The sequence below is a fragment of the Haemophilus parahaemolyticus genome, assembly GCF_002015035.1.
In the GTDB taxonomy this organism is placed as follows: domain Bacteria; phylum Pseudomonadota; class Gammaproteobacteria; order Enterobacterales; family Pasteurellaceae; genus Haemophilus_A; species Haemophilus_A parahaemolyticus.
Map to the genome: position 1 here is coordinate 1 of NZ_MUXY01000007.1, position 18,151 is coordinate 18,151.

The 18,151-nt window shown below is 41.1% G+C and carries 25 protein-coding genes; 17 read left to right on the forward strand and 8 right to left on the reverse strand.

Annotation, left to right across the window (positions count from 1 at the left end; genetic code table 11):
* Positions 1-59: 59 nt before the first annotated feature.
* Together B0185_RS05430 and B0185_RS05435 are read right to left on the reverse strand one after the other, a co-directional pair.
* Positions 60-344, reverse strand: a complete 285-nt coding sequence (locus B0185_RS05430) for a type II toxin-antitoxin system RelE/ParE family toxin (protein ID WP_039863090.1) — start codon at positions 342-344, stop codon at positions 60-62.
* Positions 345-349: 5 nt separating this feature from the next.
* Positions 350-631, reverse strand: a complete 282-nt coding sequence (locus tag B0185_RS05435) for a type II toxin-antitoxin system RelB/DinJ family antitoxin (protein ID WP_005706005.1) — start codon at positions 629-631, stop codon at positions 350-352.
* 83 nt (positions 632-714) lie between these two features.
* Here B0185_RS05435 and B0185_RS05440 point away from each other — a divergent pair, with 83 nt between their 5' ends.
* Positions 715-2,154, forward strand: a complete 1,440-nt coding sequence (locus tag B0185_RS05440; RefSeq protein ID WP_425279940.1) for a surface lipoprotein assembly modifier — start codon at positions 715-717, stop codon at positions 2,152-2,154.
* An 80-nt stretch (positions 2,155-2,234) separates the two neighbouring features.
* Here the strand turns inward: B0185_RS05440 and B0185_RS05445 are convergent, their stop codons facing one another.
* Positions 2,235-2,804, reverse strand: coding sequence for a DUF5358 domain-containing protein (locus tag B0185_RS05445; protein ID WP_005705985.1), 570 nt, complete (start codon positions 2,802-2,804; stop codon positions 2,235-2,237).
* A 13-nt stretch (positions 2,805-2,817) separates the two neighbouring features.
* The gene (gene dapF / locus B0185_RS05450; RefSeq protein ID WP_005705939.1) at positions 2,818-3,642 is read right to left on the reverse strand and encodes a diaminopimelate epimerase; all 825 of its coding nucleotides are present in this window, start codon (positions 3,640-3,642) and stop codon (positions 2,818-2,820) included.
* Between the two features lie 140 nt (positions 3,643-3,782).
* Here dapF and B0185_RS05455 point away from each other — a divergent pair, with 140 nt between their 5' ends.
* Positions 3,783-5,105, forward strand: a complete 1,323-nt coding sequence (locus tag B0185_RS05455; RefSeq protein ID WP_005705951.1) for an anaerobic C4-dicarboxylate transporter — start codon at positions 3,783-3,785, stop codon at positions 5,103-5,105.
* A 101-nt stretch (positions 5,106-5,206) separates the two neighbouring features.
* On the opposite strand, the gene B0185_RS05460 is transcribed toward B0185_RS05455, so the two are convergent.
* Genes B0185_RS05460 through B0185_RS05470 form a run of 3 tightly spaced genes read right to left on the reverse strand, consistent with a single transcriptional unit; the run spans position 5,207 to position 6,876 of the window.
* The gene (locus tag B0185_RS05460; protein WP_005705952.1) at positions 5,207-5,572 is read right to left on the reverse strand and encodes a fluoride efflux transporter FluC; all 366 of its coding nucleotides are present in this window, start codon (positions 5,570-5,572) and stop codon (positions 5,207-5,209) included.
* A 4-nt stretch (positions 5,573-5,576) separates the two neighbouring features.
* On the reverse strand, positions 5,577-6,641 hold the full coding sequence (locus tag B0185_RS05465; RefSeq protein ID WP_039863088.1) for an MFS transporter: 1,065 nt from the start codon (positions 6,639-6,641) through the stop codon (positions 5,577-5,579).
* Between the two features lie 13 nt (positions 6,642-6,654).
* A complete protein-coding gene (locus B0185_RS05470) occupies positions 6,655-6,876 on the reverse strand; it encodes a SlyX family protein (protein WP_005705991.1) in 222 nt (73 codons plus the stop codon).
* 84 nt (positions 6,877-6,960) lie between these two features.
* Here B0185_RS05470 and fkpA point away from each other — a divergent pair, with 84 nt between their 5' ends.
* The 5 genes from fkpA (at position 6,961) to tusB (ending at position 9,444) form a co-directional block, all read left to right on the forward strand.
* Positions 6,961-7,677: an FKBP-type peptidyl-prolyl cis-trans isomerase gene (gene fkpA, locus B0185_RS05475; RefSeq protein WP_005705994.1), complete on the forward strand. Its 717-nt coding sequence runs from the start codon at positions 6,961-6,963 to the stop codon at positions 7,675-7,677.
* Positions 7,678-7,765: 88 nt separating this feature from the next.
* Positions 7,766-8,440 (forward strand): helix-turn-helix transcriptional regulator, encoded by a 675-nt coding sequence (locus B0185_RS05480; protein ID WP_039863085.1) that lies wholly within the window; start codon positions 7,766-7,768, stop codon positions 8,438-8,440.
* Entirely contained in the window at positions 8,440-8,793 is a 354-nt protein-coding gene (tusD, locus tag B0185_RS05485) for a sulfurtransferase complex subunit TusD (protein WP_005705949.1), read from the forward strand. Before B0185_RS05480 ends, tusD begins: the two co-directional genes overlap by 1 nt.
* 1 nt (position 8,794) lies before the next feature.
* The gene (gene tusC, locus B0185_RS05490) at positions 8,795-9,163 is read left to right on the forward strand and encodes a sulfurtransferase complex subunit TusC (protein ID WP_005705946.1); all 369 of its coding nucleotides are present in this window, start codon (positions 8,795-8,797) and stop codon (positions 9,161-9,163) included.
* A 14-nt stretch (positions 9,164-9,177) separates the two neighbouring features.
* Positions 9,178-9,444: a sulfurtransferase complex subunit TusB gene (gene tusB / locus B0185_RS05495; protein WP_005705973.1), complete on the forward strand. Its 267-nt coding sequence runs from the start codon at positions 9,178-9,180 to the stop codon at positions 9,442-9,444.
* 1 nt (position 9,445) lies between these two features.
* Here the strand turns inward: tusB and fmt are convergent, their stop codons facing one another.
* Positions 9,446-10,399 (reverse strand): methionyl-tRNA formyltransferase, encoded by a 954-nt coding sequence (gene fmt, locus B0185_RS05500; RefSeq protein ID WP_005705979.1) that lies wholly within the window; start codon positions 10,397-10,399, stop codon positions 9,446-9,448.
* Positions 10,400-10,509: 110 nt separating this feature from the next.
* Between fmt and B0185_RS05505 the strand changes: the two genes are divergently transcribed.
* The 10 genes from B0185_RS05505 to frdD all read left to right on the forward strand — a co-directional run bounded on the left by B0185_RS05505 (position 10,510) and on the right by frdD (position 18,145).
* Complete coding sequence (locus B0185_RS05505; protein ID WP_005705953.1) at positions 10,510-11,118, forward strand: YigZ family protein; 609 nt, start codon at positions 10,510-10,512, stop codon at positions 11,116-11,118.
* 4 nt (positions 11,119-11,122) lie between these two features.
* Complete coding sequence (locus B0185_RS05510; RefSeq protein ID WP_005705954.1) at positions 11,123-12,601, forward strand: TrkH family potassium uptake protein; 1,479 nt, start codon at positions 11,123-11,125, stop codon at positions 12,599-12,601.
* Between the two features lie 2 nt (positions 12,602-12,603).
* Positions 12,604-13,134, forward strand: a complete 531-nt coding sequence (hemG, locus tag B0185_RS05515) for a menaquinone-dependent protoporphyrinogen IX dehydrogenase (protein ID WP_005706003.1) — start codon at positions 12,604-12,606, stop codon at positions 13,132-13,134.
* Positions 13,135-13,228: 94 nt separating this feature from the next.
* Positions 13,229-13,627 (forward strand): large-conductance mechanosensitive channel protein MscL, encoded by a 399-nt coding sequence (gene mscL, locus B0185_RS05520; protein ID WP_005705971.1) that lies wholly within the window; start codon positions 13,229-13,231, stop codon positions 13,625-13,627.
* Between the two features lie 477 nt (positions 13,628-14,104).
* Positions 14,105-14,341: a hypothetical protein gene (locus tag B0185_RS10335; protein WP_078208094.1), complete on the forward strand. Its 237-nt coding sequence runs from the start codon at positions 14,105-14,107 to the stop codon at positions 14,339-14,341.
* 54 nt (positions 14,342-14,395) lie between these two features.
* Positions 14,396-14,548, forward strand: a complete 153-nt coding sequence (locus B0185_RS10340; protein WP_005705981.1) for a P-loop NTPase family protein — start codon at positions 14,396-14,398, stop codon at positions 14,546-14,548.
* A 306-nt stretch (positions 14,549-14,854) separates the two neighbouring features.
* Entirely contained in the window at positions 14,855-16,648 is a 1,794-nt protein-coding gene (gene frdA, locus B0185_RS05535; protein ID WP_005705975.1) for a fumarate reductase (quinol) flavoprotein subunit, read from the forward strand.
* A gap of 9 nt (positions 16,649-16,657) precedes the next feature.
* The gene (locus B0185_RS05540) at positions 16,658-17,383 is read left to right on the forward strand and encodes a succinate dehydrogenase/fumarate reductase iron-sulfur subunit (protein ID WP_005705986.1); all 726 of its coding nucleotides are present in this window, start codon (positions 16,658-16,660) and stop codon (positions 17,381-17,383) included.
* A 9-nt stretch (positions 17,384-17,392) separates the two neighbouring features.
* Positions 17,393-17,779: a fumarate reductase subunit FrdC gene (gene frdC, locus B0185_RS05545; protein WP_005705970.1), complete on the forward strand. Its 387-nt coding sequence runs from the start codon at positions 17,393-17,395 to the stop codon at positions 17,777-17,779.
* Positions 17,780-17,788: 9 nt separating this feature from the next.
* Positions 17,789-18,145: a fumarate reductase subunit FrdD gene (gene frdD / locus B0185_RS05550; protein ID WP_005705995.1), complete on the forward strand. Its 357-nt coding sequence runs from the start codon at positions 17,789-17,791 to the stop codon at positions 18,143-18,145.
* Positions 18,146-18,151 lie beyond the last annotated feature (6 nt).

Genomic DNA, 18,151 nt, shown 5'->3' on the forward strand with positions numbered 1-18,151 from the left:
TGGGAGACAGTATCTACAAGAAAATGCTGTTTAAAGTAGATTTAAACGGCATTTAACTATTAGAAAATTTCCGAATGTGAACCGATACGAATGAGCTTTAATTCTTTGTCATCAATAATTTGGTAAATCAGCACAAGATCGCTAAAAATATGGCAGTTACGATAACCTTGCATTTCGCCTTGTAGTGCGTGGTCTAAATATTTTCTTGGAAGCGGTCGATTTCTTTGTAAAAGATACAAAACCTCGGTCATTTCTACTGAGAATTGTTGCTTAGCTGTGAGCTTTTTAATATCTCGTTGAAATGTTTTAGTTGCAGTTACTTTTAATGTTTTAACTGATTCCATTCCCATTATTTCACTGATTTTAATAGATTTTCCATAATGTTGGCTTCGAAATTTGCTTCACTAATGATATCAACATCACCATTTTCAGCTTCTTGCATAGCGCGTAATGTTTCAGCATTTGGTTTCAAATAAGAAAGGTTTACTGGAATCGTTTTTGTATTCGCAATTTCTGTTAAGAATAAATTAAACACTTGCGAAGGGGTGAAACCGTAATTTTCAATTACATTAAAAGCCTCTTGTTTTAAATTTTCTGATAAACGAAAGCTAAAAGATGCATTTTGTGTCATTGCTATAATTATCTCCGTTGTCTAACAATGCAGTACAAATCATTATAGATAGAATGTCTTGCATTGTAAAACAATGTTTACTTATGAATAAATTTACTATGAAAAAACTCGCAAACTTTCTTATTTTTCTACCGCTTGCAGTTCAAGCGGAAACCTTTCACGCACCTCAACCTGTTTTCTTTGAAAACAATACTTTGCCCAAACAGACTGAACCACAAATAAAAACGCAACTACAAACAGAAAATCCGCCTGCCCCTTCGTTTGCCCTTTCTGATGCAGACAGCACCAAAACCAAGCTAGAGAAGTTGATTAACTATGGTGTATTAAAACAGCAATGGCATTTGTTGAAGCAGATTCTGCCGTTGTATCAACAGCAGGCGGATTATGATGAAACGCTTTATCGTTACGCAATGGGGGCGATGTTGCGGGCGGAAAAAGAATATCCACAGGCAATTTCGCTTTATCAGCAGATTTTAGCCGAGAAGCCAGAGTTAGCTTATCCGCGGTTTGATTTGGGGATGATGCTGTTTGAGAATAAACAATATCGCCAAGCAAAAGCGGAGTTGGAACGTGCTAAGCCCGAACTTTCACCACAAATGCAGCAACTTACCGAACATTATATTCAGGCGATGATAGAGCGGCAAAGTTGGCAGCCTGATATGGAGCTGCAATATACCCAAACCGATAACGTGAACAATGCTTCTTCTCAGCAAGATATTGTGTTAGGCGACTTGCGGTTTAAAAAAGATGCGGAATCGCTGCCACAAAAAGCCCACGGCTTCCGTTATGGTGTGGGCGTGAACCGTGAATTGAATGTGGGCGGCAACCATTTTGTTACCACAAATGGTCGCTTTAGTGGCGTGCATTATTGGGATAAGCAAGATTATAGCGAAAAATCACTTTATGCTTCGCTTGGTTATCGTTACCGTTCGGCATTGCAAGCGGTCGGATTTTCCCCATTTTTTGAACAGAACTGGCTCGGTTCACCACGTTATAGCAAAAATTACGGTGCAGTTGCAGATTTTCGTCAAGAATTGACCGCTTACTGGGCAATTTCAGGATCTTTTTCGCATACGCAAAAACGCTATGCACAAGAAAGCGTGGCTCGCCGTCATAATGGTTACTTAAATGGTGTTTCATTTTCGTTAAGCTACCAAGCCAAGCCGAATTGGTTGCTGTTTGGTGGCATGGAAGACAGTGTTGATCGTAGCAAAGATAAAGCGGAATCTTCGCTTCGCCGTGGGGTGAATATCGGTTCAGTGTGGGAAATGAAGGATTTTGTGAGCCGCGTGAGCGTGCGTTATGTAAAACGTGATTTCCAAGCGGAAAATTTCTATTTCCCAATGAAAAAACGCCAAGATAAAGAATACAGTTTTAACGCCACCATTTGGCATAACAAACTACAATGGCAAGGTTTTGTACCGAAGCTAAATTATCGCTACCGCAAAATTGATAGCAATATTCCAGAATTTTATTCTAGAAAAAGTGGCGAGTGGTTTGTGTCAGTAGAGAAAGATTTTTAGCCCCCTTTTGAAACAACAAGCGGTGAAATTTGCAATTTCTTTTACAAATTTCACCGCTTGTGATATTCGCTGTTCGCTGATTAGAGCAACAACGCCGATCCCCATTTGATAATATCAAAGAAGAATTTATTTTGGTTGGTGGCAACGCCATCGCTGTTTTTCTTGTCGTCGCTTGCGGTTTTCGTTTCTTCCACCATGCCACTTTTGTATTGCCCTTTAACGACCGCTAAATCATCGCGGGCTTGTGCTCGCAGTGTTTCGCATTGCTGGGCTGTTAGAGGTTGGATCTCGGTGGGCTTATCTTTAAATTTTTTGAATTGATATTGTGCATAGCCCATGGATTTTTCGTCTGCCTGCAAAATATTTACATACTGCTCGCCAATGACTTTTTCAAGCGGGTAGAAGAAAACATATTGGGCATGGATATAGCTATCTTCTTTTGAAAAATGATTTTGTTGAATACGGGTCAAATTTGGATAAATACATTGACGAGCCTGTTCGCTTTCTGCCACCCATTTTTGTGCATCTTGGTCAGAAAGGACATAATCTGCATCAGCAAATTGACCTGGAAATGCCTCTTCTGTTTGATTGTTGGAAGAGCAAGCGGTTACTATGAATGGTAATGCGAAAATAAACGATTTTTTAAACATAGAATTTCCTTAATTAGAGTTTGATAAACCCATCATAAATATGCGTTGCATCACCTGTCATATAAAGCGGGTGACCAACGCCCTCCCATTCAATCCAAAGTGAGCCACCGGGTAAATCCACCTGCACTTTGCTATCTAATATGCCTTGCATAATGCCGACGGCAACCGCACCACACGCACCGCTGCCACAGGCTTGTGTTTCGCCCGCACCACGTTCGAAAACACGGAGTTTGATATGATTGCGATTGAGCACTTGCATAAAGCCAATGTTAGCTCGTTCTGGGAAGCGTTCGTGGTTTTCAAGTAGTGGGCCGAGTTGTAACACAGGGGCAGTATCAATATTTTCGACTTGCAATACACAGTGTGGATTGCCCATCGACACAACGCCGCAGAGCACAGTTTGTAGATGGGTACGGAGAATGTAGTTTTTCTCGAATTTGTTGGCAGTAAACGGCACTTGGGCGGGTTCCCAAATCGGTTCACCCATATTTACACGCACTTTGCCATCTTCTTTCAGGCTTAAGACCATTTTGCCTTTAGCAGTACTGACGTGAATATTAGGCTTGTTAGTTAAGCCTTTTAATGTCACGAAACGGGCAAAACAGCGTGCACCGTTGCCACATTGGGAAACTTCGCTGCCATCGGCGTTAAAAATGCGATAGTGAAAGTCTAATTCAGGGTCGTAAGGGGGTTCAACTAATAGAAGTTGGTCGAAGCCGATGCCACGATGACGGTCGGAAAGTTGGCGGATGATGTCGGGGGTGAGAAACACGTTTTGTGTGACGCCATCGATCACCATAAAATCGTTACCCAAACCGTGCATTTTTGAAAACTGCATATTTTTTCCTATTTTTTGATTTTAATTAAAATCTAATCATTAAGATTAAATTTTTTTATGCTATATTATTTAGCGATTTTTAATCAGTTATAACCTCAAATTATGAGGATTTTTCTCTAAATTACAACGGAGTTTTTCAAATGTCTACAATGTTTCTCGTGCAATTCGCCATTGTGTTGCTCTGTATCTTAGTAGGTGCACGCGTGGGCGGGATTGGTTTGGGTGTGTTTGGTGGCTTGGGGCTTGCCATTCTTTCCTTCGGTTTTGGCTTAAAACCAGCTGGTTTGCCGATTGATGTGATGTTTATGATTATGGCGGTAGTTTCTGCTGCGGCTGCAATGCAAGCTGCAGGCGGTTTGGATTATATGATCAAAATCGCAACCAACATTTTACGACGTAATCCGAAACATATTACATTTATTGCACCGCTGGTTACGTGGACGTTTACTGTATTGGCTGGAACGGGACATGTTGCATATTCGGTTCTTCCTGTGATTGCTGAAGTAAGTCGTCATAGCGGCATTCGCCCAGAACGCCCTCTTTCAATGGCGGTAATTGCTTCTCAATTTGCCATTGTTGCAAGCCCAATTGCAGCAGCCGTTGTGGCGGTTGTGGCATTCCTTGAGCCACAGGGCATTCACTTAGGTGATGTGTTGATGGTGACGATTCCATCTACTCTTGCAGGTATTTTATTGGCGTGCGTATTTGTGAACAAAATGGGCAAAGAGCTCAAAGATGATCCAGAATATCAACGCCGTTTGAAAGATCCAAAATATGCAGATACCTTTAACTCAACCGCAAGTTCTACGGAAATTGAAGTGAGCAAAACGGCAAAAGTGTCAGTTTCACTCTTCTTATTCGGTGCATTGCTTGTCGTGTTAATGGGGGCTGTGCCTTCACTTCGCCCAGTTTTTGATGGCAAACCAATGGGAATGGCACACACTATCGAAATCATTATGCTTTCAATTGGTGCATTAATTATCTTCACTTGTAAACCAGATAGTACTGAAATTACTAAAGGCTCCGTTTTCCATGCAGGTATGCGTGCGGTCATTGCGATCTTCGGTATTGCGTGGTTAGGTGACACCTTAATGCAAGCTCATATAACTGAGGTGAAAGACTTAGTGAAAGGTTTAGTTGAAACTGCTCCTTGGGCATTTGCTTTCGCACTTTTTGTCCTTTCCGTATTAGTCAACAGTCAAGGGGCAACAGTGGCAACCTTATTCCCACTTGGTATTGCATTAGGCATCCCTGCACCTGTATTAATCGGTGTGTTTGTAGCAGTAAATGGCTACTTCTTCGTGCCTAACTATGGCCCGATTATTGCATCAATTGACTTTGATACCACAGGTACAACCAAAATCGGTAAATACATTTTCAATCATAGCTTTATGCTTCCAGGCTTATTAAGTATGGCATTCTGCTTAGTATTTGGCTTAGCATTGTCTAATGTATTACTCTAAGTGTGTTTGGGCATGGCAAACATGCCCAATGTTATTTACATCAATAAAACCGCCTTCAAGCGGTTTTGTTTTATCTCAGATTTGCAAATTACTCTATAAAATCAACCGCTTACCACCATTCTAGTAAGAATAATTCCCATCACAGTCAATAAAATTCCACCGACTACATGCAATCCTAACGTTAAACTAAATTCCAGCCATTTTCCTGTTAAGAGTTTCTCACTTAATTCCGCAGAAAAGCTAGAAAAAGTGGTGAAACTGCCGAGAAAACCCGTGATAATCAGCAATTTGTGCTGATCGTGCAGCGTCAATCCCATCGCAACGCCAATCAATAAACAGCCTGCCCAGTTGGCAATCAGCGTGCCAAAAGCAAAGGTAGTAAAAATAGGACTAAGCCAAATGCCGAGTAGCCAGCGAGCGATGGCGCCAGCCACCGCCCCGACGGAAATCAGTAATATATTTATCATTGCGTTACACCAAAAACAGATGCGGAACTAAATTCATCACGCCTACGGTTGCGATGGAGAGCAATAAGCGGGATGCACCAAAAATAAAGCCTCGATGCGTACCGTTGTCGAATTTCACCAGCAAATTTGCCATTGCTGTGAGAGCATAAACCTCAATGACGGTGAAAATTATTAAGTAAAGATAAGCAGTGTAAATTGATAAATAATGTAAAGTCAGAAACCACGGGGCAACAATCCCGACCGCCAAAATGGGGGCAACCCAAGCGGTTTGTTTTGGCGTGAGGTTAATTTTGCGTGAAAAAGTGCTTTGCAAAAGCACAGTTAATAAACCATTCACAAACAACGCAATCGGTGAATGTTCAGGCAAGCCGAGTTTATTATCGAACAAAAACGGGAAAATCACGAAAAACGAAGTTGCAATTGAGAGCGGAATAAAGAGCATCAAATGCACAAAGAGAAAATCTTTGGTCATAATGTCACGGATTTGCGAAAAGCGAAATTTCACCAATTTTTGTACCGCTTGTATTTGTGAAAACGGCTTAATCATCAGCACAAATAAAATCGCTTCAATTGCAAAGCACGCCCAAATAAGAGCATTGATGTGATCGTACTTAATAAACGGAATCACCAAAAGCGGGGCACCCATTGAGGACATTGATGTGACTTTGAGATATTTGCCTTGCAGACGTGTTTTCTCAGCATATTCATTGCCAGCAATCGCGAGTAAACAGGCTTTGGCGTTCGTGCCGAACAAGCAACTCCCCAAGCCAAAACAGGTGGTGGCAAGCAGCAATAAAAAATGGTGATCAGCCGAGAGGAAAAAGATGTAAGCAAGCACATCTAAAAAGCAACCAAGCAACATCATTTTGGCAAGCCCAAAGCGGTCGCCCCAAATGCCTGCAAAAATGGCAAGTGCTTGGTTGCAGAAAAAGAGCAACGAGAGCGAAAAAGCGATTTCGCTGTTGCTTAGTCCCTTTTTCTGAAGGTAGATAAAAAAGACCGTTTGCATTGAAAAGAATGCAAATGTGGAGAAAAATCGGCGAATCAAGAGAAGTTTTTGTAGATACAGCATAAAATTGAGATTAGTAGTGCGGCGGTGGCGTTTCTTCTTCACGCGAGGCTACGTTGCTTGCCGAGATGCCTTTGAATTTTTCCGCCAAGTGGCGAACCTGGGTCTGGAGTTTATCGAGGGTGAATTGTTGATCGATCAAAGCTTGATTTAATTCTTCGATCGTTGCTTCTTGAAAGGCAACTTTGGTTTCAAGTTCTTCAATTCTGTTAAATAATTCAAGATCTGAGGGCATTTTTAATAAAAAAGGTTGTCTAAAAAAGAAATACACTTTACTCTATTGAGCTATATCTTACCAATCTTTTATGAGGAATATAGGATGTTAAATAAAAAATTAACTCTCGTTGCAACATTAATCGCAACATTGGCGACTAGTTCTGTGATGGCAGAACAAAAAGCGGATAAGAAATTCGTGGATGATTCATCATACGCAGTGGGCGTGTTGATGGGTAAAAATATCGAAGGGATTGTGGAATCTCAAAAAGCGATTTTCACTTATAACCAAGATAAAATCTTAGCAGGTGTGCAAGATACCTTGAAAAAAACAGGTAAATTGACCGATGAAGATTTACAAAATCAATTGAAAGCATTAGATAGCTACCTCTCTTCACAAGAGCAAAAAATTCAAGCGGAAAAATCAAAAGCAACCATCGAAGCAGGTGATAAATTCCGTGCGGAATACGCAAAACAATCTGGTGTGAAAAAAACAGATTCAGGCTTATTATATAAAATTGAAAAAGCAGGCGAAGGGGCAAGCCCAAGTAAAACAGATATGGTCAAAGTGCACTATAAAGGCACATTACCTGATGGCACGGTATTTGACAGCTCATACGACCGTAATGCACCTGTGGAATTCCAATTAAATCAACTGATTCCAGGTTGGATCGAAGCAATCCCAATGTTGAAAAAAGGTGGCAAAATGGAAATCGTCGTTCCACCTGCATTAGGTTATGGTGATCGTTCGGCAGGTAAAATCCCAGCGAATTCAACCTTAAAATTTGAGATTGAATTGTTGGATTTTAAACCAGCTAAATAATTAGGTAATGTGTAGGGTGGGCTTTAGCCCACCATTTTTATTTGCATATCAACAGTTAATCGGTGGGATACCCCCGCCCTACAATCAAATGAGCACTTTTACCCCCTACACCGATGAAGATCACGCTATTCTCGCCTCTTACTTCCCTGTGATTGACGGCATTGCTGCACTCTTGGGCGAACATTGCGAAATCGTGTTGCATTCGCTCGAATTTCTCGAACATTCCGCCATTTATGTGGTAAATGGACACAACACCGACCGCAGAATCGGCTCGCCATTAACCGACAAAGCGCTACGCTCGTTACATAATATGCAAACCGACAGCGTCTCCAAACCGTATTTTACACGTGGTAAAGGTGGGGGCGTATTGATGAAATCGGTCACTATCGCTATTCGAAACCGCAAACAGCACGTGATAGGATTTATTTGCATCAATATGAACTTGGATGTGCCGACCTCGCAATTCTTAAACGCCTTCTTCCCACCGCACGAGGAAAACGATACTTCCGTTAATTTCGCTAGCTCAGTCGAAGATCTGGTTGCTCAAACCATCGACCGTACTATTGAAGAGGTGATGAGCGATCGCACGGTTGCCAACAACAATAAAAATCGTCAAATCGTGGTATCGCTGTTTGAAAAAGGGATTTTTGATATTAAAGAGGCAATCAACCAAGTCGCAGAGCGGTTGGATATTTCCCGCCACACGGTTTACCTTTACATCCGTCAAATTAAGCAAGGTGCAGAAGAGAAAGGGGGCGAATAATGCAGTATGTTTTAGCAGTTAAAGGCGAAGTGTATGGCTCACAAGCGGCGTATTTAGCCTATCAATTTGCAGAGCAATTATTAGCTAGTGGACACGAAATACGCCAGATTTTCTTTTTCCAAAACGGTGTAAGCAATGCGAATGTGTTGGTCAATCCCGCAAGCGATGAAGTGAACTTAGTGGAACATTGGAAAAAATTGGCAGAAAACCACCGCTTGTCGTTGCATCTCTGCATCTCTGCCGCACAACGCCGTGGCATTGTTAAAGAGAACCTTGCCAAGCCTTTTATTCTGGCAGGTTTGGGCGAATTTAGCCAAGCCGTGCTCAAAGCCGATAGATTACTGACCTTTTAAAATGAAATATAAATTAGCGATTTTATTTACCCAACCACCTTTTGGCACAAGCATTAGCCGTGAAGGGTTGGATGCCTTGCTTGCAGCCAGTGCTTTTTGCGAGGAAGAAGAGCTTGCGATCTGTTTTCTGAACGATGGTGTATTCAATTTGATTGCCCACCAACAGCCTGGATTGTTGCTTCAAAAAGACCATATTGCTACTTTCAAACTGATTGAGTTTTACGATTTGACGGAATGTTTTATCTGCAAAGAAAGCCTTGTCGAACGAGGATTAGATAATGTAGAGATTGTGCTTAAAGAAGCTCAGAAAGTGAGCAAGAACAGACTGTTTGAAGTGTTACATCAAGCCGAAAAAGTGCTGACGTTTTAACAGTGAGGAGATAAATGCTTTATACACTATCCAAAGCCCAATACGACAAGCAAGAACTCTCCACCTTGCTTGCCCAATTACAACCGACCGACGCCCTACTTTTATGGCAAGATGGCGTGTTGCAAGCGGTTAAAAATCCGCAACTTTTTGCAAATCGCAAGAACGTATTTGCTCTCACCCAAGATCTGCAAGCCAGAAATCTAACCGTAACCGTGGAAACTATTTCCCTTGAACAAGCAGTGAGATTGACCGAGTGGTTTTATCCGCAGGTGAGTTTATAGCTTAAGCCAACCGTTCACCCACCACAAACCAATCTGCTCGTCCGTTTAAGAAATCTTGCACCGACATCGGTTTTTTGCCCTGTGGTTGAAGTTGGGTGATGTTTAATACGCCATCTTGAGTGGCAATTTGCAAGCCCGTTTTATCAAAAGCAATCACGGTGCCAAGTGCTTTTTCTTGGTGTGGTAACACATTGGCTTGATAGATTTTTACTCGTTCTTCATTGCCATTTACGTTTACCGTTAAAAATGCAATTGGGGCTGGATTGAAGGCTCGGATATTGCGTTCCAACTGACAAGCGGGCAAATTCCAGTCTAATTTTGCTTCTTCTTTAGTGAGCTTTTCCGCATAGTTTGCCAAATTGTCATCTTGTTTTTCAGGTTTAAATTGTTGGTTTTCTAATCCGTTTAACACTTCGAGCAACGCTGGCGGGGCAAGCTCGGCAAGCTTTTGATAAAGTGAAGCTGAGGTTTCAGTCGGTAAAATATCGGTATACACTTTGTGCAACATATCGCCTGTGTCTAAACCGATGTCCATCTGCATAATGGTTACGCCTGTTTGGCTATCACCTGCCCAAATCGCACGTTGAATAGGGGCTGCACCTCGCCAACGTGGGAGGATCGAACCGTGCACGTTCAAACAGCCATATTTAGGTGCATTTAACACCGCTTCAGGCAGAATTAAACCATAAGCAACCACCACCATCACATCCGCATTTAAGGCTTTAAGATCTGCTTGCACCTCTTCTTTACGCAACGATTTCGGCTGATAAATAGGGATATTGTACGTTTCGGCAAGCTGTTTTACGGGGCTGGCTTGCAGTTTTTTGCCTCGGCCCGCAGGTTTGTCGGGTTGGGTGTAAACGGCGATGACGTTGTGTTCTGAATTAAGAAGCACTTGTAGATGTTGGGCAGCAAAATCAGGCGTGCCAGCGAAAATAATATTTAGTTTTGACATAATTGAATAAAATTAATGAATGATACGGGAATTTTAGCAGAAAACTCGTTTTTTCTCATCGCTCATTTTTTTGCTAAAATACGCCCAATTTGTTGCAATAAGAGAACAGAATGGAATTTTTTATCCCAAAATCGGAGGCGATTTTTGAGGAAGAGATCAAAAAAAGCCGATTTATAACCTACCTTCGCCACACGGAAGGGATGGAGCAATCCAAGGCATTTTTAGCGGAGATAAAAGCCTTGCATCCGTCTGCTCGTCATTGGTGTTGGGCAACGGTAGCAGGAATGCCTACAGACTCGCAACAATACGGTTTTTCGGATGATGGCGAGCCTTCTGGCACAGCAGGAAAGCCAATGTTAAGTTATTTGCTTGGTTCTGGCTTGGGTGAAATTACTGCTGTGGTAGTGCGTTATTATGGTGGTATTTTACTGGGTACAGGTGGGCTAGTTAAGGCTTATGGTAATGGTGTGCAACAGGCACTGCTGAAGCTTGAAACAGCTCGTAAAGTATTGCGAGAAAATTACTGCTTGCAGTGTGAATATGAGCAATTTAATACGATCAGTCACTTGTTGCAAGATTGGGATATTGAGATACTCGAACAGCAATTTAGTGAGAAAATCGTACTTCGTTGGGCGGTAAATCCTGCTCAAGTTGAGCAAATTCAAGACTCGCTTACGCAACGTTTTGCGGGGCTGTTAGTGTTAGAGAAAGAAGAGTAATAAGGTGCAGTTTTTAACGATTATTCGCATTGTTGGCGTGTTAGTAATGAGCTTTTCGCTCACGATGCTGTTGCCTGCGGTGGTCGCCTTGATTTACGGCGATGGCGGTGGACGTGAGTTCTTAGAATCCTTTGCGCTTACGTTTGCAGTAGGGGCAACGCTTTGGTGGTTCTGTCGAGATTACAAAGATCAATTACGCTCCCGCGAGGGGTTCCTGATTGTAGTGCTATTCTGGATCGTATTGGGCAGTCTTGGGGCTGTGCCGTTCATCCTGCTGGAACACCCAGATTTGAATTTCAGCGAGTCGATTTTTGAGTCTTTTTCAGGGCTAACAACCACGGGGGCAACGGTCATTACGGGATTAGACGAACTCCCTAAAGCGATATTGTTCTACCGCCAATTTTTGCAATGGCTAGGTGGAATGGGGATCATCGTGTTGGCAATTGCGATTATTCCAATGATGGGTTTGGGTAAGCTTTATCGAGCGGAAATGCCAGGCCCACTCAAAGATGAGCGAATGCAACCGAGGATTGCAGAAGTAGCCAAAATGCTGTGGCAAATTTATCTTTCGCTCACGATTTTATGTGGGATGGCGTATTGGTTGGCGGGTATGACCCCCTTTGATGCGATTTCACACAGCTTTGCGACCATTTCGATTGGTGGATTTTCAACTCATGATGCGAGCATCGGTTATTTTAATAGCACCACGATTAACTATATCACGGTCTTTTTCTTACTGATTTCGTCGTGTAACTTCGCTTTGCATTTTACCTTGTTTAGCCAGTTGAAAGACCCGAAAGAGAAACGTAAAAGTACAGTGTTGCAACGCCTTTATTGGCGAGATTATGAATTTCGCTCCTTTATGTTTATCCAAATTGCTCTGTTTTTAATTTGTGTGATAGTGCTGGTATTCCACCAATATTTCAACACAACAGGGACAACCATTGATCAAGTATTGTTTGAAGCGGTGTCGATTTCCACCACTGCAGGTTTTGGGGTAACAGATTTCAGTCAATGGCCGTCATTTTTACCGACCTTGCTTATTTTAGCCTCTTTTGTTGGCGGTTGTGCAGGCTCAACAGGTGGAGGATTGAAGGTTATTCGTGTGCTATTGCTCTATTTGCAAATGAATCGAGAAATTCACCGCTTTGTGCACCCGAATGCAGTAAAACCGATTAAGCTTGGCAAATCAGTGCTTTCTGACCGTATCGAAGAGGGAATTTGGGCGTTTTTCTCTGCTTATATTTTTGTCTTTATTCTTTGTTGGCTGATGGCAATTTTGTGCGGAATGGAATCGTTTGATGCCTTTAACGCTGTTCTGGCAAGCCTGAATAACTTAGGCCCTGCATTGGGTAGCGTGAGTACCAACTTCACTCAAGTGCCAGATAGTGCAAAATGGGTAATGACCTTTGCGATGGTGTGTGGACGGTTGGAAGTGTTCACTTTACTTGTGATTTTAAGCCCTGTTTTTTGGAAAGATTAATAATGAAAACCCTGATTTTATATTTTACGACCGATGGTCAAACCAAAAAGATTGCCGACAAACTTGCCGAGCAAATCAGCCACGAAGTGGAAGTGATTTCCCTGCAAGATCAAGCGGTCGATTTTGCTGAAAAATTAGCAAATGCCAACCAGATTGTGATTGGAGCATCGATTCGCTATGGTCATTTTAATCCGCTGGTGTATCAGTTTGTGGCTGAACACCAAGTGGTGTTAAATCAGAAGAAATCTGCATTTTTCAGTGTAAATTTAACCGCTCGTAAACCGAACCGCAGAACAGCAGAGAGTAACACTTACGTGCGAAAATTCCTCGCTAAAATTGTGTGGCAGCCAAACCATGTGGAAGTGATTGCTGGTGCGTTACTTTACCCACGTTATAAATTCTTTGATCGCGTGATGATTCAGTTCATTATGAAGCTGACTAAAGGCGAAACAGATGCTAGCAAAGAGTATGAATTTACCGATTGGGCTCAGGTGGAACAGTTTGGAAAGTTGTTAGATTCGGGACTAAAGTAAAGAGATGTAAATTTTCTATCTAAAAATGAGATAATGCGTATAATCGCCCGCGTGTCCACAATCGTGGGTGATTTTTTATTTTAAGGAAAACAAAATGAGCATTTTAAAAGAGTTTCGTGAATTTGCGGTAAAAGGCAACGTAGTCGACATGGCAGTCGGTGTGATCATCGGTGGTGCGTTTGGTAAAATCGTTTCTTCATTAGTAAGTGATGTGATTATGCCACCTATCGGTTGGATCATCGGCGGCGTGGATTTCAAAGATTTAGCAATCGAAATTGCACCTGCAAAAGAAGGTACGGAAGCGGTAATGTTGAAATACGGTGCGTTCATTCAAAACGTGTTTGATTTCTTAATTATCGCAATTGCGGTATTTGCGATGGTGAAAATTATCAACTCACTTAAAAAAGCCCCAGTGCCAGAGCCAGAAAAAACACCAGAGCCAACGGTTGAAGAGAAGTTACTTACTGAAATTCGCGATTTATTGAAAAAATAATTGCGATAAATAAAGAAAAAATAACCGCTTGTAGAGTGAATCTGCAAGCGGTTTTTTTATAGGTATATTGAACAAAATATCTGGTACATTTAAGTGATCGGAGTTCTTAAAATGGTAATGTATTCAATTGACTATAAAAATGAGAATTGTTAATATTTAGTTAATTTTATGTTTAATTTTAAAGCTAAATGGAAATTTTTATTTATTTTTTTGTTATTTTTGTACCATTATGTATGGTTAAATTAATTGATATTATATTTTTAAGTAAGATATTTTCTGATAGAAAATACAACGAAGTAATCCAAATCTTATGCTATTTAATAATTGTGTCAATGATAGTTTTTTATAAAGAATATTTTTAATTTTGCATTAGAGTAGGAGTCTCACTAAGATCTGTAGCAGGTGGTTTTATAGGAGGGTCAATAGAGGGATTTATCAAGTGTTTTTTTATGAGTTCTTTTAAGAGAAAAAGATGAAGTGACTTTAGAAGATATATTAAATTTAGTAGACATTGCCTTATACATGAGGTTGAAGAAAAAAATTTTCCATTCAACATTAAAGAATATAAATGGAGGGAAAGTTGCAATAGAAGATTCATCATATCAATATGATCGGTTCTCTAAAATTGCTAATATTCACGATGAAATTATGGCAATGCTAATGAATTACGAAACACTTTTAGGTGAACTTGGGAATAGTTTATCTGGAGGTTAAAAACAGCGATTATTTATTGCAAGGGCATTATATAAAAAGCCACGAGTTTTATTTATGGATGAAGCTACTAGTTATTTAGATGAAAATAATGAAAAACTAATCAATGAAGCAATTTCTAAATTAAATATGACAAAAATTATTATTGCACATCGGCAATCTACGATTATGAGTGGAGATAGAGTGATTGATTTAGAGAGATTATCCTAAAAAGAATCGCTTGCAGAGAAACCTGTAAGCGGTTTTTTTTATAGGAGTATGGCTCTGTACTTATGTATTTCTATCTGGTTTTGAGAATATATGGTTTAAAAATGGATTTGTTTGGCGTTGAATTGAAAAAATAATATAAATTTAACCTCTTAGTTATTAAGAATAATTCTCACTATTGTTAATTTTTTGAGGTAGATCACAAAAGCAAAATTTTTTTGTTAAAAAAATGTGAAATTCCTTTTTTTTGTACCTCTAAAGTGTCAGAATGAACACGCTTTTTACCTATGATTATTTTTTGGAGTGCATATGCAAAGTGTTAATTTTGATGTCGCAATTGTCGGTGCAGGAGGCGGTGGTTTACGTGCCGCAATTGCAGCAGCAGAAGCAAATCCGAACTTAAAAATCGCTTTAATCTCAAAAGTTTACCCAATGCGTAGCCATACTGTGGCAGCAGAAGGTGGCTCAGCAGCAGTAATTAAAGATAACGATTCATTCGATAACCACTTTAACGACACTGTAGGCGGTGGCGACTGGTTATGTGAGCAAGATATTGTTGAATATTTTGTAGAGCATTCTCCAATTGAGATGACTCAATTAGAGCGTTGGGGTTGCCCTTGGAGCCGTCGTGAAGATGGTGAAGTAAATGTGCGTCGTTTCGGTGGGATGAAAATCGAACGTACTTGGTTTGCAGCCGATAAAACAGGCTTCCACATCTTACATACGCTGTTCCAAACCTCAATGAAATACCCTAACATCGTGCGTTTTGACGAGCACTTTGTATTAGATATTTTAACCGACAACGGTGAAGCACGCGGTTGTGTGGCGATGAATATGATGGAAGGTACATTAGTGCAAATTAATGCATCTGCAGTGGTTATCGCAACAGGTGGTGGTTGCCGTACTTATCGCTTCAACACTAATGGTGGTATCGTAACAGGTGATGGCTTATCAATGGCATATCGTCACGGTGTGGCATTACGTGATATGGAATTCGTACAATATCACCCAACAGGCTTACCAAATACAGGTATTTTAATGACCGAAGGTTGTCGTGGTGAAGGTGGTATCTTGGTCAATAAAGATGGCTACCGTTATTTACAAGATTACGGTCTAGGACCAGAAACCCCTATCGGCAAACCAGAAAACAAATATATGGAATTAGGCCCTCGTGACCGAGTTTCTCAAGCATTCTGGCAAGAATGGAAAAAAGGTAACACCTTAAAAACAGCGAAAGGCGTGGATGTGGTTCACTTAGACTTACGTCACTTAGGTGAAAAACACTTAACTGAACGTTTACCGTTCATCTGCGAATTAGCACGTGCGTATGAAGGTGTGGATCCAGTGACTCAACCAATCCCAGTGCGCCCAGTGGTTCACTACACCATGGGTGGTATTGAAGTGGATATGCACGCTGAAACCTCAATCAAAGGTTTATATGCAGTGGGTGAATGTGCTTCTTCAGGCTTACATGGTGCAAACCGCTTAGGTTCTAACTCATTAGCTGAACTTGTGGTATTCGGTAAAGTGGCGGGTGAAAATGCGGCACGCCGTGCGTTAGAAGCAAGTCCTGCAAACCAAGCACAAATCGATGCACAAGCGAAAGATGTAGTTGCACGCTTAACCGCATTAGCGAACCAAGAAGGTAACGAATCTTACTCAGACATTCGTAACCAAATGGGTGATGCGATGGAAGAAGGTTGTGGTATCTACCGTACACAAGAAGGTATGGAAGGTGCAGTAAACAAAATTGAAGAGCTTAAAGAACGTTATAAACGCATCAGCGTGAAAGATAAATCAAGCGTATTCAACACTGACTTACTCTACAAAATCGAACTTGGCTTCATTTTAGACGTAGCACAATCTATTGCGTGTTCAGCGGTTGAACGTAAAGAATCTCGTGGTGCACACCAACGTTTAGACTTCACAGAACGTGATGATGTGAACTACTTAAAACACACGCAAGCATTCTACAATGCAGATGGCAAACCAACCATCAAATACAGTGATGTGAAAATCACCAAATCTCAACCTGCAAAACGAGTGTACGGTGCAGAAGGTGCAGCACAAGAAGCAGCGAAAAAAGCGGCAGAACAAAAATAGGGGATAGCTATGGAAAAAATGACGATTGAAGTGCTTCGTTACAACCCAGAAGTGGATAGCGAACCACATTTAGAAAAATATGAAGTACCGTATGATGGTCAAACTTCACTTTTAGATGCGTTAAACTTCATCAAAGATGAGTTACAACCAGAGCTATCTTACCGTTGGTCTTGCCGTATGGCGATCTGCGGTTCTTGCGGTATGATGGTAAATGGCAAACCAAAATTAGCGTGTAAAACATTCTTACGTGACTACAGCGGTTATATGCGTATTGAACCACTTCAAAACTTCCCGATTGAACGCGACTTAGTGGTGGATTTAAGCCACTTTATTGATAGCCTTGAAGCAATTCAACCTTACATTATTGATAATAAAACGCCAGAGGGACAACGTACCAAACAAACCCCTGCACAGCTTGAGAAATATCGTCACTTCTCAATGTGTATCAACTGTGGTTTGTGTTATGCAGCGTGTCCACAATTTGGTTTAAACCCAGAGTTTATCGGCCCTGCAGCCTTAACTTTGGCACATCGTTATAACCTTGATAACCGTGATAACGGCCGTGAACAACGTATGAAGCTATTAAGCTCACAAAACGGTGTTTGGAGCTGTACTTTCGTTGGTTACTGCTCAGAAGTCTGTCCAAAACACGTAGGCCCTGCTTCTGCGATTAACCAAAGCAAATTAGAAAGTGCGAAAGACTATGTTATCTCAATGTTAAAACCAAAAGGTTAAGGGGAAGTTATGACAACAAAACGTAAAGCCTATGTGCGTGAAGTAAAACCTACTTGGTGGACGAAGGTTGGTTTTTATAAATTCTATATGGTGCGTGAAGCAACGGCGATCCCAACGGTTTGGTTCTGTTTAGTGTTACTTTATGGTGTCATTTCATTAGGTAATGGTACATTTGATACTAGCTTCGTAGATTTCTTAAAAAATCCAATTGTGATCATCTTAAACCTTGTGAGCTTAGCCGCAATGTTATTACACGCAGCAACGCTCTTCATTATGACCCCACAAGTCTTGGGTATTATGGTAAAAGGTGAAAAATTACCTGTGGCAACGGGTGCGAAAATTATGTGGGGTATTACCGCCGTAATTAGCATCATCGTATTAGCCCTTGCGTTATAGGAGTGAAATATGAGCAAACAAGACGTTATTAACAAAGCGGTAAAATCAAACGAACCGCCCGTATGGTTACTCTTTAGTGCAGGTGGCTCTGTGAGTGCGTTTTTCTTCCCTGTGGTAATTTTAATCTTCGCATTATTGTTACCATTTAATATTGTGGAAGCAAAAACAATCATCGCTTTTGCACACACTTGGATTGGTAAATTTGCAATCTTAGTATTAACTATCTTCCCAATGTGGGCAGGTATGCATCGTGTTCACCACGGCTTACACGACTTAAAAGTACACCTCCCAGCAGGTGGCGTGATTTTCTACGGATTATCAGCAGTTTACACAGTCGTTGTAGCGTACTTAACATTAAGCCTATAATGCTAA

Excerpts from the sequence above, each read along its gene's own strand:
- B0185_RS05430 (WP_039863090.1), bottom strand. The coding sequence starts at position 344 with ATGGAATCAGTTAAAACATTAAAAGTAACTGCAACTAAAACATTTCAA.
- B0185_RS05435 (WP_005706005.1), bottom strand. The coding sequence starts at position 631 with ATGACACAAAATGCATCTTTTAGCTTTCGTTTATCAGAAAATTTAAAA.
- B0185_RS05440 (WP_425279940.1), top strand. The coding sequence starts at position 715 with ATGAATAAATTTACTATGAAAAAACTCGCAAACTTTCTTATTTTTCTA.
- B0185_RS05445 (WP_005705985.1), bottom strand. The coding sequence starts at position 2,804 with ATGTTTAAAAAATCGTTTATTTTCGCATTACCATTCATAGTAACCGCT.
- dapF (WP_005705939.1), bottom strand. The coding sequence starts at position 3,642 with ATGCAGTTTTCAAAAATGCACGGTTTGGGTAACGATTTTATGGTGATC.
- B0185_RS05455 (WP_005705951.1), top strand. The coding sequence starts at position 3,783 with ATGTCTACAATGTTTCTCGTGCAATTCGCCATTGTGTTGCTCTGTATC.
- B0185_RS05460 (WP_005705952.1), bottom strand. The coding sequence starts at position 5,572 with ATGATAAATATATTACTGATTTCCGTCGGGGCGGTGGCTGGCGCCATC.
- B0185_RS05470 (WP_005705991.1), bottom strand. The coding sequence starts at position 6,876 with ATGCCCTCAGATCTTGAATTATTTAACAGAATTGAAGAACTTGAAACC.
- fkpA (WP_005705994.1), top strand. The coding sequence starts at position 6,961 with ATGTTAAATAAAAAATTAACTCTCGTTGCAACATTAATCGCAACATTG.
- B0185_RS05480 (WP_039863085.1), top strand. The coding sequence starts at position 7,766 with ATGAGCACTTTTACCCCCTACACCGATGAAGATCACGCTATTCTCGCC.
- tusD (WP_005705949.1), top strand. The coding sequence starts at position 8,440 with ATGCAGTATGTTTTAGCAGTTAAAGGCGAAGTGTATGGCTCACAAGCG.
- tusC (WP_005705946.1), top strand. The coding sequence starts at position 8,795 with ATGAAATATAAATTAGCGATTTTATTTACCCAACCACCTTTTGGCACA.
- tusB (WP_005705973.1), top strand. The coding sequence starts at position 9,178 with ATGCTTTATACACTATCCAAAGCCCAATACGACAAGCAAGAACTCTCC.
- fmt (WP_005705979.1), bottom strand. The coding sequence starts at position 10,399 with ATGTCAAAACTAAATATTATTTTCGCTGGCACGCCTGATTTTGCTGCC.
- B0185_RS05505 (WP_005705953.1), top strand. The coding sequence starts at position 10,510 with ATGGAATTTTTTATCCCAAAATCGGAGGCGATTTTTGAGGAAGAGATC.
- hemG (WP_005706003.1), top strand. The coding sequence starts at position 12,604 with ATGAAAACCCTGATTTTATATTTTACGACCGATGGTCAAACCAAAAAG.
- mscL (WP_005705971.1), top strand. The coding sequence starts at position 13,229 with ATGAGCATTTTAAAAGAGTTTCGTGAATTTGCGGTAAAAGGCAACGTA.
- B0185_RS10340 (WP_005705981.1), top strand. The coding sequence starts at position 14,396 with ATGGATGAAGCTACTAGTTATTTAGATGAAAATAATGAAAAACTAATC.
- frdA (WP_005705975.1), top strand. The coding sequence starts at position 14,855 with ATGCAAAGTGTTAATTTTGATGTCGCAATTGTCGGTGCAGGAGGCGGT.
- B0185_RS05540 (WP_005705986.1), top strand. The coding sequence starts at position 16,658 with ATGGAAAAAATGACGATTGAAGTGCTTCGTTACAACCCAGAAGTGGAT.
- frdC (WP_005705970.1), top strand. The coding sequence starts at position 17,393 with ATGACAACAAAACGTAAAGCCTATGTGCGTGAAGTAAAACCTACTTGG.
- frdD (WP_005705995.1), top strand. The coding sequence starts at position 17,789 with ATGAGCAAACAAGACGTTATTAACAAAGCGGTAAAATCAAACGAACCG.